This is a genomic window from Campylobacter sp. JMF_15 NE4 (assembly GCF_027737645.1).
In the GTDB taxonomy this organism is placed as follows: domain Bacteria; phylum Campylobacterota; class Campylobacteria; order Campylobacterales; family Campylobacteraceae; genus Campylobacter_B.
In genome coordinates this window covers 606,809-619,532 of record NZ_JAOVTY010000001.1, presented here as the reverse complement: position 1 = coordinate 619,532, position 12,724 = coordinate 606,809, and the positions used below count along the sequence as shown (strand labels likewise).

Annotated in this window: 14 protein-coding genes, 1 tRNA gene and 1 pseudogene; 9 read left to right on the top strand and 7 right to left on the bottom strand. The window is 41.7% G+C overall.

What is annotated here, in order from left to right; translation table 11 throughout:
* Window positions 1–5 precede the first annotated feature (5 nt).
* From OFN98_RS03165 to OFN98_RS03135, 7 genes are all read right to left on the bottom strand, one after another.
* Entirely contained in the window at window positions 6–1,064 is a 1,059-nt protein-coding gene (locus OFN98_RS03165; protein ID WP_270874606.1) for a quinone-dependent dihydroorotate dehydrogenase, read from the bottom strand.
* Between the two features lie 343 nt (window positions 1,065–1,407).
* Window positions 1,408–1,851 carry a hypothetical protein gene (locus tag OFN98_RS03160; protein ID WP_270874607.1) on the bottom strand — a complete coding sequence of 148 codons (444 nt, stop codon included), beginning with the start codon at window positions 1,849–1,851 and terminating at the stop codon, window positions 1,408–1,410.
* Window positions 1,848–2,144: an AtpZ/AtpI family protein gene (locus OFN98_RS03155; RefSeq protein ID WP_270859456.1), complete on the bottom strand. Its 297-nt coding sequence runs from the start codon at window positions 2,142–2,144 to the stop codon at window positions 1,848–1,850. The genes OFN98_RS03160 and OFN98_RS03155 overlap by 4 nt, the downstream gene beginning before the upstream one ends.
* 23 nt (window positions 2,145–2,167) lie before the next feature.
* Complete coding sequence (hemL, locus tag OFN98_RS03150; protein WP_270870644.1) at window positions 2,168–3,439, bottom strand: glutamate-1-semialdehyde 2,1-aminomutase; 1,272 nt, start codon at window positions 3,437–3,439, stop codon at window positions 2,168–2,170.
* Complete coding sequence (locus OFN98_RS03145; RefSeq protein WP_270864475.1) at window positions 3,423–3,806, bottom strand: c-type cytochrome; 384 nt, start codon at window positions 3,804–3,806, stop codon at window positions 3,423–3,425. Before OFN98_RS03145 ends, hemL begins: the two co-directional genes overlap by 17 nt.
* A 51-nt stretch (window positions 3,807–3,857) precedes the next feature.
* On the bottom strand, window positions 3,858–5,093 hold the full coding sequence (locus OFN98_RS03140; protein ID WP_270874608.1) for an ArsS family sensor histidine kinase: 1,236 nt from the start codon (window positions 5,091–5,093) through the stop codon (window positions 3,858–3,860).
* A gap of 16 nt (window positions 5,094–5,109) precedes the next feature.
* Complete coding sequence (locus tag OFN98_RS03135) at window positions 5,110–5,790, bottom strand: response regulator transcription factor (protein ID WP_270862425.1); 681 nt, start codon at window positions 5,788–5,790, stop codon at window positions 5,110–5,112.
* Window positions 5,791–6,044: 254 nt separating this feature from the next.
* Here OFN98_RS03135 and OFN98_RS03130 point away from each other — a divergent pair, with 254 nt between their 5' ends.
* The 9 genes and pseudogenes from OFN98_RS03130 (at window position 6,045) to OFN98_RS08000 (ending at window position 12,711) form a co-directional block, all read left to right on the top strand.
* Window positions 6,045–6,341, top strand: a complete 297-nt coding sequence (locus OFN98_RS03130) for an HU family DNA-binding protein (protein ID WP_270859461.1) — start codon at window positions 6,045–6,047, stop codon at window positions 6,339–6,341.
* An 84-nt stretch (window positions 6,342–6,425) separates the two neighbouring features.
* Window positions 6,426–6,512, top strand: a tRNA-Leu gene (locus tag OFN98_RS03125).
* Between the two features lie 104 nt (window positions 6,513–6,616).
* Entirely contained in the window at window positions 6,617–8,047 is a 1,431-nt protein-coding gene (locus OFN98_RS03120; protein ID WP_270862426.1) for an acetyl-CoA carboxylase subunit A, read from the top strand.
* A gap of 9 nt (window positions 8,048–8,056) precedes the next feature.
* The gene (locus tag OFN98_RS03115) at window positions 8,057–8,281 is read left to right on the top strand and encodes a hypothetical protein (protein WP_270859463.1); all 225 of its coding nucleotides are present in this window, start codon (window positions 8,057–8,059) and stop codon (window positions 8,279–8,281) included.
* On the top strand, window positions 8,281–8,997 hold the full coding sequence (locus tag OFN98_RS03110; protein ID WP_270874609.1) for an arginyltransferase: 717 nt from the start codon (window positions 8,281–8,283) through the stop codon (window positions 8,995–8,997). Before OFN98_RS03115 ends, OFN98_RS03110 begins: the two co-directional genes overlap by 1 nt.
* 143 nt (window positions 8,998–9,140) lie before the next feature.
* Entirely contained in the window at window positions 9,141–9,905 is a 765-nt protein-coding gene (locus OFN98_RS03105; RefSeq protein ID WP_270874610.1) for an ABC transporter ATP-binding protein, read from the top strand.
* Window positions 9,905–10,852 carry an ABC transporter substrate-binding protein gene (locus OFN98_RS03100; protein WP_270874611.1) on the top strand — a complete coding sequence of 316 codons (948 nt, stop codon included), beginning with the start codon at window positions 9,905–9,907 and terminating at the stop codon, window positions 10,850–10,852. Before OFN98_RS03105 ends, OFN98_RS03100 begins: the two co-directional genes overlap by 1 nt.
* Window positions 10,845–11,694, top strand: a pseudogene (locus OFN98_RS08005) (iron chelate uptake ABC transporter family permease subunit); the annotation flags it as partial. The gene OFN98_RS03100 and the pseudogene OFN98_RS08005, both read left to right, overlap by 8 nt.
* 42 nt (window positions 11,695–11,736) lie before the next feature.
* Window positions 11,737–12,711 (top strand): iron chelate uptake ABC transporter family permease subunit, encoded by a 975-nt coding sequence (locus tag OFN98_RS08000; protein ID WP_333720473.1) that lies wholly within the window; start codon window positions 11,737–11,739, stop codon window positions 12,709–12,711.
* Window positions 12,712–12,724: the final 13 nt, after the last annotated feature.

The window sequence follows — 12,724 nt, the reverse complement described above, 5'->3', positions numbered from 1 at the left end:
AAACCTCATTTTTTTAAATTTAAACCGATTGCTTCTGTGATATTTGAAAGGCCGTCTTGGCGCAAGAGTGAAGCTAACTCGGAGTTGATATTATAGGCTATTTTAGGGCCTTTGAAAATAAAACTTGTGAAAATTTGCACTAGGCTTGCGCCGTCTTTTATGCGGGTGTAGGCCTCGACGCCGCTATCGATACCACCACAGCTAATCAGCACTGCTTTGCCAAATAGCTCGCTGGAAACTGCGCGGAAAAGTTCGCGCGATTTTTGCGTGATTAACCTGCCGCTAATTCCGCCAAAATCCCTTGCTTTGGGCGTTAGCGAGTAATCAATGCTAGTATTATTTACTAGTAGGGCATCTGCCCCAGCTTTCACGGCGCACGAGCATAGCGACACGGCCTTTTGCGCGCTCATATCAGGGGCGATTTTTAAAATTATTGGTTTTTTGGTAATGCCTCTCATCATAGATAAAATTTCTTTTATGAAACTCTCATCTTGCAAAGCGCGCAAATTTGGTGTATTTGGCGAGCTAATGTTGATTTCGAAAATATCGCAAAGACCCTCAAATTTGCGAGTTAAAATTTCATAATCGCTTAGAGCGTTTTCGTTTGGCGTGATTTTGTTTTTGCCAATGTTTGCGACAAGCGGAAATTTGGCTGGGTAAATTTTGCGCACGCGATTTGCGATAGCCTCGGCGCCCTCGTTGTTAAAGCCCATTGCGTTTTGGATACTTTCCTCTTCGACTAGGCGAAAAAGGCGCGGTTTGGCGTTGCCTGGTTGGGGTTTTGGCGTAAATGTCCCAAACTCAGCATGCCCGAATCCAAGGGCGTAAAGCGGGGCTAGCATGGTTGCGTTTTTGTCAAATCCACCGGCGATTCCAAGCGGATTTTCAAAATTTAACCCCCAGATTTTTTGATTTAGAATTTCATCTTTAAAGGTTGTATTTTTGGCTAAAATTTCCAGTCCAAACGGAACTGCACTTAGTGTGCGAAGCCCCAATTCTGCGATATGGTGTGCAGTTTCTGGCTGAAATTTAAAAAATATTTTTTTTAGCGTGTTGTAATCCATAAAATTCCTTTTCAAAACTCATCATTTTAGCGAAATTTGAATTAATAATTCTTTATATTTTTAGCCAAATTTGTGTAGTTTTGATTGTTTTTGTTTTTTAAAATTTCGGGTCAGTAATTTTGCAAATTTCGCGACGGGAATTTTAAATTCGTAGATTGCTTCGATTTACTTCGTAAATCTCGCAATGACAGATTAGCAAATTTTGCGCACAATTTGTCATTGCGAGCCGTGCTTGCACGGCGAAGCAATCCAGGGAAATTTAAATTCAAAATTCAACCCAAATTTAGCTGGTTTTATTTTTACGGAAATGCTTCGCATTTCTTTGCAATTGTAGAGTAAAATTTTACTCTTTATTACAAAACACAAAAACGAGCGTGCCTAGCGGGATTACGCTTACGCCAAGCATTAGCGCAAGCGGGTTTAAAAGATTAAATTTAGCCAAAAGCCAAATTCCAAAAATTAGCGCGAGATAGGATAAAATTTTAAATGGCGAAAAAAATGCGGTGGCAAAATTTGATTTGACCGCGCTTTTTTTGGGCTTGGCTAAATTTTCATCATCAAATTCATCATTAGCGATTTTGTCGTATTTGCCAGAGCGAATTTCATCTTCGAGGCGCAGTGCGTAGGCTCTGTGCGAAAAAAACACAACCGCAAGCGAGCAGAAAAATCCGAGTTGCGAACTAGCGAAAAATGGGGCAAATTTCGCCCCAAAAGCGCAAAGTAAGCCCCCAAGCGCAAGGACTAGAAAATCAAAAATCAAGTAGATTTTTAAAATTTCTTTTTTCACTCTTTTTCGTCCCAATCATCATCGTCGAAATTCTCTTTTGCGGCCTTGTATTTGGGATCGTCTTCAAGCTCTTTGAGGCTTTCGTTTAGCCCCTTAAACGCCTTATAGACATTTAAAAACGCCGCAGCTATACCAAAGCACACGCAAACCCAAAATACGATTAATGAGCCGGTTAGGGATTTGAGCCACAGCCCAAGCCCCACGCCAATGGCGATTGCGACGACTATCGAAATCCCAAGGCTCACATCGTATGCGACCGGGACGACCTTGTGCAGGTTTTTTGTGTATTTCATAACCTCGCCTTAAATTCCAAAATTTACAAATTTGCCATTGCTTCATCTGCCATTTTTATGGCAAAATCTATATCTTTTTTGCTCATTGCCTCGCAAATAAAGCCAGTTTCGAACTGACTTGGCGCCAAAAATACGCCCCGTTTTATCATTTCGCGGTGAAATTTCGCAAAACGCTTAGTGTCGGATTTGAGCGCGTCGTCGTAGTTATTTACTTCATCTTCGGCGAAAAAATACCCAAACATACTTCCCACGCAGGCTGTTTGAAGCGCGATACCGTGCTTTTTGGCGGCTTTGCTAAGGCCGTTTATGAAGCGTTTGGCGAGTGAATTTAAATCTTTGTATAAATTTTTCTTAGCATAAATTTTACTCAAACTCGCAATTCCAGCCGCCATTGCCACTGGGTTTCCGCTTAGCGTGCCTGCTTGATAAACACCGCCAAGAGGGCTGATTAGATCCATGATTTCAGATTTTCCTGCAAAGGCTGCCACGCTCATACCGCCACCGATTACCTTACCAAAGGTTACGATATCGCCCTCTATGCCATACACATCGTAGCTTCCGCGCGCACTAGCGCGAAATCCGCTCATTACCTCGTCCATGATTAGCACGATTTTTTTCTCGTCGCAAATTTTGCGAAGTTCGCTTAAAAATTCGGCTTTTGCAGGCACTAAGCCCATATTGCCAGCGATTGGTTCGATGATTATGGTGCCGATATCATTGGCTTTGACAATCGCTTTGACGCTTTGGATATCGTTATAAACAGCGACAAATGTGTTTTTGGCGATATCTTCTGGCACGCCAGCACTGCTTGAATACCCAAATGTAGTTGCCCCTGAACCTGCCTTGACCAAAAGCGAGTCGCTGTGTCCGTGGTAGCAACCAGCAAATTTTATTATGCCGTCTTTTCCGCTGTAAGCGCGCGCTAGGCGGATTGCGCTCATTGTAGCCTCTGTGCCACTGCTAGTGAAGCGAATTTTATCCAAAAACGGAAATTTATCTAAAACAAGCTTAGCAAGTTTCGTTTCTAGCGGGCTTGGTGCGCCAAAACTTAGTCCAAATTTTGCTGCATCGCAAACCGCTTTTTGGATATCTTTATCAGCGTGTCCGAAAATCAGCGGACCCCAGCTTTGCACGAAATCAAGGTATTTTCTGCCCTCGACATCGTAGATATATGCGCCTTTGCCCTTTTTTACCATAAATGGCTCACCACCTACGCTTCCAAATGCGCGAACAGGCGAATCAACGCCACCTGGGATAAATTTCATAGCCTTTGCAAATTCAGTTTTGTTTGTCATTTTCGTCCTTTTTTTGGGTTTGATTTTTGGCTTTTAAATATTTGTAAATAATGATAATTTCGTCTTTTGTAAGAAAATAGCTTGGCATAATGTCCTTGCTAGCGCCGATTCCGTCGGCTAATTCTTGCAGTGAAAGGGTGTTGATTTTGGGCGCGAAAAGGGATTTTTCGTAGTAGGTTTCGTTTGAGCGGTTAAATTCCTCATATTTTGCGATGAGCTGTCCCTCGCCACGCTCGCCGTGGCACTTATCACAGCCGATTCCACGGGGGTTTTGGTAGAGCATGGCTCCGTATTCTTCATCTGTGATGAAGCTCTCTGCACACAAACAAACACCGAAAAATGCTAGTAAAAATATTAAATTTCGCATAAACTCACTTTTTAAAAAATTTTGCAATCATATATCAAATCGCCTTAAAATTTAGAGTAAAATTTCACTCATATTATCAAAATAAAAGACATTTGTTTCATTTTCTCTGCGGTATTTAAAGGCTAAACCATGCGATTTGGCGATATTATCGACGATGTATAGCCCAAGACCGAAGCTTTGTTTGGCGTTTGAGCCCTTGGAAAATGCCTCTTTGTAATGCTCGAAATCCTGCTCTAACTCTGGCGAATTGCTGATGAAATCAAAGGTTTCTGCGACATTTATGATGACATGGCGATCGGTGGAGTATTTGATTGCGTTGTCGATTAGATTTTTCACAGCGATTGAAAACAGCTTCAAATCTACATTAAATTTCAAATCCTCTGGCGCATTTATGGTTACTAAATTTTCGCCTATCATTGCGATTTTTAGGGCTTCGTTTATGATTTCTTTGGCTGAGTAAATTCCGCGTTCTCCAAGCGGAATCCCAGAAGTCGCCCTCTCGACTGCGGCAAATTCGTTAATCAAATCTTCTAGCCTTTCAAACACCGATAACAAGCGCTCTTGGTATTTGTTTTTTTCGATCATTTCGACAGTTATGCGACCTTTGGTAATGGGCGTTTTTAACTCGTGCATGATGTTTCGCAAAAATAGGTGGCGCGATTCGTTTAGTTTGTTGATCTGCGTAACTGCGCCGTAAAACGCGCGCGAAACCTCGGAAATCTCGTCTGTGCCTGTGGCGACATTTGCGATATTTAGATCGCCTGTGGCAAATTTATCGATTTGGCGTTTTAGCTTGCGAAGTGGTTTGATTTTGCGTATAATAAAAATGTATGCGAGCAAAATAATCACCAAAATTCCGCCATAAATCGCTCTAAAAATATCGTAGCGATATGGTTGGTATTCTTTGTCGTTTAAAATTCTAACCTCGTTTGCGTGGGTGATTTTGAGGTAGTTTTTGCGGTTATACATTATAATATCAGCAGAGCCGATATCAGCCGAAATACTATCTAAAATTTCGCCATTTTCGTTTAGTTGTTTTATGAAATTTTCATCAGTAATATTAGAAAATTCGAAATTTGCGATTTGTCTTTGGAATTCGTTTTGCGAGATGAGCCTGCTCATCTGGTATAGGTGCGAGCGCGCGACTATGGAGTATTTTGTGTTTAGCTCTCTGGTGTAGTTTTGTTTATCATATCCGATGAGCCAAATGAGTGCGAGCGATACGCCAATCGTCGCAAGCGCGAAAATAAATGTAATGGTATAAAAAATCGAAGATCTAAATTTCATATTTAAATTTCAAAATTTATTGCACGAGCTTGTATCCCACGCCCCTGATTGCGTGGATATATTGCGGTGTCTTGGAGGTTTCGCCAAGCTTGACCCTGATACGACCGACGATGACATCTATGCTTTTTGGCGAGGATTCTTCGCTGATTGAGGAGCTATTGTAAATGAGCTCTTCGCGCGTGATTGCTCCGCCTTCTTTTTTGACTAGATATGAGAGGACATCGTATTCAGCGACTGTCAGCGATAGAGGCTGACCTTTAAAGGTGATAATGTGCGAAAAATCATCTACCACGATGTCTTTGTTGGTTTTTTCACCGGCTTGTTTGATCGAGCCTGTGTTGTAGCGCTCGACATGGCGTTTTATGCGGGCTAGAAGCTCTTGGGGGTTGTATGGTTTTGGTAGATAATCATCTGCGCCGAAATCAAAGGCATTGATTTTATCGGTCAAATCGTGGCGCGCACTAGAAATGATAATCGGTAAATTCGAGGTTTTGCGGATTTCTTTGCAGACTTCAAGCCCGTCCATACCAGGAAGCGTTAGGTCTAAAATCACGAGGTTGAAATTTTCTAATTTCAGCTTCGAAAGTCCGATAAATGGGTCATCTGCGACGGTAATGTCGATTTCGTATTGTTCTAAGTATTCGCTTAAAATTTCAGCCAGCTCCAAATCATCTTCTATCATCAAAATTTTTGTCATATTTTTACCTTAAATTTAAAATTTTGGGCGCATTATATCAAATTTAAGATTATAAAAAATTTTAGCGCCTAAATTTGTGTAAATTTGGGAAAAAATGAAAAATTTATTTTTCAAATAGTGTGAAAATGGGCAAAATTTTGCCGAATTTCGTGAAATTTTGCCAAATTTAGCGAAAAATTCGCAAAATTCTATTGAAATTTTTATCAAAGTATTGTAAAATGGTCGCCGTTACACTTTATCACAAAGGATACTCTATGAAAAAAGCTGATTTTATCAGTATTGTTGCTGAAAAAGCAGGACAAAGCAAAAAAGATACTACAGCAGTAGTAGATAAAGCTCTTGAAACAATTAAAGAGCTATTAGTTAAAGGCGATGAGATTAGTTTCATTGGCTTTGGTTCTTTTAGCATTGCTGAGCGTGCTGCTCGTGAAGGTAAAGTTCCTGGCACAAACAAAACTTACAAATCACCTGCTACAAAAGTAGTTAAATTTAAAGTTGGCAAACAACTTAAAGAGGCTGTTGCTGCTTCAAAAGCTAAAAAGAAAAAATAATTTTTCTTACTCTTTAAGCCCCAAAATTTAGGGGCTTAATTTTATTTTAATCAAATTTTTGTATAATCTCGATTTTTAATTCAAGCCCAGGTGGTGAAATTGGTAGACGCACCAGACTCAAAATCTGGCGGAGGCAACTCCGTGCCGGTTCGATTCCGGCTCTGGGCACCACTAAAATCCTTTAAAATTTTGACTTTTTCCCCTAAATTTCAACTTGATATAACATTTTTTATACTATCATACGCAATATTATTTTTACAAAAAGGTGTTTTAGTATGATACACAAAATTCTCATAGCAAATCGCGGTGAAATCGCGGTTAGGGTTATTAGAGCATGTAGAGATTTGCACATAAAAAGTATAGCGATTTACACCGAGCCTGACAAAGACTGCTTGCATGTTAAAATTGCTGATGAGGCCTATGAGGTCGGCACAGAGCCACTTACTGGGTATTTGGACGCCAAAAAAATCGTAGAAATAGCCAAAGCAAGCGGTGCGGACGCTATCCACCCTGGATATGGATTTTTGAGTGAGAATTATGATTTCGCAAAAGAGGTTGAGGACGCTGGGATTATCTTTATCGGTCCAAAACCAGAAGTTATCCGCAAAATGGGTAATAAAAACATCGCTCGCTATTTAATGCGCAAAAATGGTATTCCTATCGTGCCAGGCACCGAAAAATTAAACAACGAATCAATGGAAACTATCAAAGAATACGCCCGCAAAATCGGCTATCCGGTGATTTTGAAATCAAGCGGCGGCGGCGGAGGGCGTGGAATCCGCGAAGTTTGGAGCGAAGAGGATATGGAAGCGGCCTTTGAATCTTGCACCAGAGAGGCGAAGGCATATTTTAACAACGATGAAGTTTTTATGGAAAAACTCGTCGTCAATCCGCGCCATATCGAGTTTCAAATCATCGGCGATAATTACGGCAACATTATCCACCTTTGCGAGCGTGATTGCTCAATCCAACGCCGTCACCAAAAAATCATCGAAATCGCCCCGTGCCCGTCGATTAGCGAGCATTTGCGCAAGACCATGGGTATCACCGCAGTAGCCGCAGCTAAGGCCGTGAATTACTCAAATGTCGGCACTGTGGAGTTTTTGCTCGATGATTACAACAATTTCTATTTTATGGAGATGAATACCAGAATTCAAGTCGAGCATGGAATCACCGAGGAAATCACTGGCGTGGATATCGTCGTGCGCCAGATCCGTATCGCAAACGGCGAAATTTTAGAGCTCGAACAAAGCGATATCAAACCGCGCGGTTACGCGATCGAAGCGAGAATTACAGCCGAAAATGTATGGAAAAATTTCACCCCAGCACCTGGCAAAGTCGAGGATTATTACCCAGCTTTGGGACCTAGCGTGCGCGTGGATAGCCATATTTACAAAGGCTATAAAATTCCGCCATTTTACGACTCGCTTTTAGCTAAACTCATCATCAAAACCACAGATTATGACTTGGCGGTAAATAAGCTAGAAAGGGCATTGAAGGAGTTTCGCATAGAGGGTGTGCGCACGATAATCCCATTTTTGCTCTCGATCAGCAAATCGCGTGAGTTTAGACTGGGATTTTTCGATACAAGCTATGTCGAGAAAAATTTGGACAAAATTTTGGCAAACACCAAGGACGATTTCGATACGAAAAAAACCGAAGTCGTCGCTGCAATCGCTTCCGCCATGCGAGAAGCCGAAATTTAGGGAGCGCAAATGGATTTTTTAGAATCGCTAAATAGCATAAAAAAAGATATGATTAAAGAAGAAAAGGCGAAAAATCCACCCAAACCTAAGCCAAAACCAAACCCAAATCGCGATGAATTTAAAGATATTTTCAAAGATGAGGATTTAGGCGATGAGAGCGTGAGTGCGCGCGAAAATCGGCTAAAAGACGAGTTTTTGAAATATATCGAAAACGCAAATATTAGAAAAATTTAATGCTTGAAATTCCGTTTTGCACGCTCGATTTTCCCTGCCCGTATTTGCAGGGAAAATCAGCTAGAAATGAATACATTTTTGTCAAAAACGCTTCGTATTCTTATAATTCAAATTTAGTCACTCACGGATACAGACGCTTTGGGAATTACTTCCAAAAGCCCATTTGTGCGGGTTGCGATGAGTGCAAAAGTCTGAGAGTAGATGCGAGAAATTTCAAATTTTCCAAATCTCACCGCAGAGTTTATAAAAAAAACGAAAAAACCACTCTTGGCTTTTCAGCACCGATTTTAGACGGCGAGCATTTGGAGCTTTTCGAAATTTATCATAACTATATGAGCGAAAAAAAGGGCTGGCCGCGCCAAAATATCACGCCTGAGAAATACTATGAAATTTATGTGGAGGGATATGGAAATTTCGGCAAGGAAATTTCGTATTACGATGAGTTTGACAGGCTGATTTGCGTCGATTTGATCGACATTGTCGAAGACGGGATAAGCTCGATTTATTGCTATTACGACCCATACAGAAGCGATCTTAGCCTTGGGAAATTTTCACTTTTAAAGCAGATTGAGATTGCGAAAAAATTTAATCTTCGCTGGATATATTTGGGTTATGCAGTGCGTGAGTGCATGAGCCTAAAATACAAATTTGACTACCAGCCATATCAAATTTTATCCAGCTATACAGATCCGCAGGAGCCAAGTTTATGGGAGTAGAGCAGGGTAGGTTTTGCTATACTTTATCATTTTTGAAATTTGAAATTGATATGGCTTTTGATAATAATTGTTAAATATTTAGTTTAAATTTATTAAATTTTTGATAGTATCTATCTTTTATTTTAATAATGGATATTATCATCGTGTTAAAAATTAGTAACTTAAATTACCAAATACAAAATAAAAAAATTTTAAATAACATAAATTTAGAGTTTGCAAAGGGCGAATTTTACGCTCTCGTAGGGCACAATGGCTCTGGCAAATCCACACTTATCAAACTTTTAGCCGCACAAATCAAAAATCAAAGTGGCGAAATTTCGCTAAATGGCAAGAAAATCGAAGATTACGCAAAAAAAGAATTTGCCAAAAGTGTTGCCTATTTGCCCCAAATTTTACCAGACGCCGCGCATCTTACGGGCTTGGAGCTAGTTATGGCGGGCAGATATGCGCACGGGGGCAGGTATTTTACGGACAAAGAAAACGACACCAAAATCGCTACCGAGTGCCTGCAAATCACAAATACGCTCAAATTCAAAGACCAAATCGTCTCCACACTAAGCGGTGGCGAGAAATCGCGCATTTTCCTAGCCATGCTACTCGCGCAAGAAAGCGATTTTTTGCTACTTGACGAGCCATTAGCGCCCCTAGATATCGCGCATCAGCTAAGCATCATGGCACTAATCAAAAAAATGGCAAAAGAGCTTGGCAAATGCATCATCATCGTGATTCACGACATAAATTTAGCCTGTTCGCACTGCGATAAAATCATCGCACTAAAAGGCGGTGAGCTGATACTAAACTGCCCATCTAGCGAGGCTATGAGCGCAGAAAAAATCAAAGAAATTTACGGCGTAAATGCCCATATAATCGCGCACCCAAAGACAAATTTATTAACGGCGATGTTTTAATGAGAGCGATTATTTTTTTATTTTTAATTTTTGGCGCAGTATTTGGCGATACTAAACCGCGTATAATCGCGCTGGATTGGAGCGTGGCGGAGATTTTGGAGTTTTTAGAAGTTGAGCCGATTGCGATGGCTGAAAAACAGAGTTTTATGCTCTGGGGTGGTGGGCTAGGTAGTGGCGCAAATACCCTAGATTTGGGGCTTAGAAACCAGCCGAGTTTGGAGATGATAATAGCTTTGAAGCCTGATTTTGTGCTTTTGCCATCGTTTTTTGCTGGGCACGAAAAAACCATTTCAAAATACGCCAAAACCCGCATTATCGATGTTTATAAAGACGGAAATTTGGAAGACAACCTAAACGCGGCTGTTTTGGAAGTGGCGAAAATTTTGGATTGCGAAGAGAGGGCGAAAATTTTACTTGCCAAAAACAACGAATTTTTCGAAAAAAAGAAAAAAGAGCTAGAAAATTTCGCCACGCCTGTTTTAGTCGTGCAGTTTATCGACGCGGCTCACATTAGGATTTATGGCGCAAACAGCCTATATGGCGTGGTTTTATCAAAGCTTGGAGTGCAAAATTTGGCTCCAAGTAATTTATCATATAATCTCTGGGGTATCGCAAGTGCCCATGTAAGCGCACTTTATGAAGTGGTGCAGGGCGCAAAGCTCGTCATAATCGAGCCAAACAGGGTTGATATAAACTCGCAAATCGCCTCAAATGGGATTTATAAAAATTTGCAAATTTTGCAAAACCGCGCGCAAATAGAGGCTGTGTGGAGTGCTGGTGCGTGGCTAAGTATGCAAAAATTTGCAAATTTGCTGAGTGAAATTTTGAAAAATGAGGCAAATTTGGCAAATTCCAAAATTTCGCAAAATTTAGAAATTTCGCCAAATTTGGCAAATTTATCAAATTCGCCAAATTCTAAAATTTCGCAAAAGAGCGCAAATGAATAAAACTCTATCAATTTTAACGCTCATTTTTGCGATACTCTGCGCCATTTCACTTCTTGGCGCACACGCGAATTTAGGCGAAATTCGCACCCTCGTGGTGCTAAATTCCACCTTGCCACGCATTTTGACGGCTCTTCTTTGCGGTGCGTTGCTTTCGCTTTCATCGCTTTTGCTCTGCGCTATTACGCACAATCCATTAGCGAGTGATAGCACCAGTGGCGTAAGCGCGTCGAGCGCCTTTGGGGTGCTGTTTTTTGGGGCTGTTCGCGCCTGCTCTTGGCACCACGCTAAGTGCGTTTGTGGGCGCGCTTATCGGACTTGGGCTTTTGTTTGCACTCACAAATACGCGCGAGTTTAGCGCATTTAGCGCGACGCTGTGCGGTCTAATCATAGGACTAGTCTTTGGCGCACTAAGCGCGCTACTTTTGATATTTTTCAAAGATGAAAGCTATTTTATCACGGTTTGGCTAAGTGGCGATTTAGCCCAAAACGGCTACGCGAATTTGCGCACAATGGCGATTTTATCGCTTCCAGCCCTAGTTGTAACACTAGCTTTTGCGCGTTCGTTTTGGCTCTTTGGGCTTGGCGATAGCACGGCAAAATCGCTTGGGCTAAATGTCGTTTTGGTGCGAATTATAGGCTTTGTGCTGGGCGCGTATTTTACCGCTGTGGCGGTGGCGCATTGCGGGATTATCGCATTTGTGGGGCTTGGGGCGAGTTATCTCACAAATCAGCTGAAATTTAGCTCGTTTGTCAAAAAAGCGATTTTTTGCGCCATTTTGGGGGCTTTGATACTTGGAATTTGCGACGCAGGGCTCATAATACTACAAAATTTAACCCAAATTTCGCTTCCTGCGGGTGCAATTTGCGCATTTTTGGGTGCGCCGATGTTTTTGTGGCTCATACACTGCGCCACAAAGGACGCAAACGCAGGAAACGGCGCCAAAAACGAAATTCACGAAAGGGCAAAGTATTTAAATTTGCCACTTCTTGGCGGAATTTTGGCTGTTTTCGTGGCGTTTTGCCTTTTTTATGGCGAATTTTCACGCGAAATTTTCGCTCTGCGCATAAACCGCGTTTTCACAGCCTTGTTTTGTGGCGGAATTTTGGCTGTTTGTGGCTATATTTTACAGAGCCTAACCCGCAACGACATGGCCTCGCCCGAGCTTCTTGGCATTAGTTCTGGCGTGAGCCTTGGCGTGCTTGCTTCGATGTTTTTCGCACCTGCGCTTGGCTTTGTTTTTGGCGTATTTGGGGCGTTGGTGGTTTTGGGCTTTATTTTGACGATAAATGCGAGAAGTGGCATGATCCCAATGCGCGTGATTTTAAGCGCGATTGCGGTGAGTGCCTTTGTGAGCGCGGTGGAGAAAATTTTGCTTTTTAGCGGGGATAGTAGGATTTATGATTTTATCTCATACAGCGCTGGAAGCACCTACGGTGCGAGTTTTTCGCAGGTTTTGCTTTTGGCGATGCTTTGCGCGATTAGCTTTGGCGTGGTGATGAGATTTCAAAGAGAAATTACGATTTTAAGCCTAGGCGATGTGTGCGCTAGTAGCGTGGGCGTGGATATTTTCAAATTTAAAACAATTTTGTTTGTATTTTGCGCCGTATTGTCGGCTTTTAGCGCACTTTGCGTGGGGCCAGTGAGTTTTGTGGGGCTTATCGCGCCACATTTGGCGAAATTTTTGGGCTTTCGCAAAACGGGCGCTGGGCTCATGGCAAGTGCGCTAATCGGGGCTTTGATAATGAGTGTGGCGGATTTTTTGGGTAGGAATTTGATTTTTCCTTACGAAATACCTTGTGGCGTGGTCGCTACGATAATCGGAAGCCTTTATTTTTTATGGATTGCAAGAAAAATTTAATAAATTTTAATCA

Bases quoted from the DNA above. Each gene is read 5' to 3' on its own strand.
- OFN98_RS03165 (WP_270874606.1), bottom strand. From the start codon at position 1,064: ATGGATTACAACACGCTAAAAAAAATATTTTTTAAATTTCAGCCAGAA.
- OFN98_RS03155 (WP_270859456.1), bottom strand. From the start codon at position 2,144: ATGAAATACACAAAAAACCTGCACAAGGTCGTCCCGGTCGCATACGAT.
- hemL (WP_270870644.1), bottom strand. From the start codon at position 3,439: ATGACAAACAAAACTGAATTTGCAAAGGCTATGAAATTTATCCCAGGT.
- OFN98_RS03145 (WP_270864475.1), bottom strand. From the start codon at position 3,806: ATGCGAAATTTAATATTTTTACTAGCATTTTTCGGTGTTTGTTTGTGT.
- OFN98_RS03140 (WP_270874608.1), bottom strand. From the start codon at position 5,093: ATGAAATTTAGATCTTCGATTTTTTATACCATTACATTTATTTTCGCG.
- OFN98_RS03135 (WP_270862425.1), bottom strand. From the start codon at position 5,790: ATGACAAAAATTTTGATGATAGAAGATGATTTGGAGCTGGCTGAAATT.
- OFN98_RS03130 (WP_270859461.1), top strand. From the start codon at position 6,045: ATGAAAAAAGCTGATTTTATCAGTATTGTTGCTGAAAAAGCAGGACAA.
- OFN98_RS03120 (WP_270862426.1), top strand. From the start codon at position 6,617: ATGATACACAAAATTCTCATAGCAAATCGCGGTGAAATCGCGGTTAGG.
- OFN98_RS03115 (WP_270859463.1), top strand. From the start codon at position 8,057: ATGGATTTTTTAGAATCGCTAAATAGCATAAAAAAAGATATGATTAAA.
- OFN98_RS03110 (WP_270874609.1), top strand. From the start codon at position 8,281: ATGCTTGAAATTCCGTTTTGCACGCTCGATTTTCCCTGCCCGTATTTG.
- OFN98_RS03100 (WP_270874611.1), top strand. From the start codon at position 9,905: ATGAGAGCGATTATTTTTTTATTTTTAATTTTTGGCGCAGTATTTGGC.
- OFN98_RS08000 (WP_333720473.1), top strand. From the start codon at position 11,737: ATGTTTTTGTGGCTCATACACTGCGCCACAAAGGACGCAAACGCAGGA.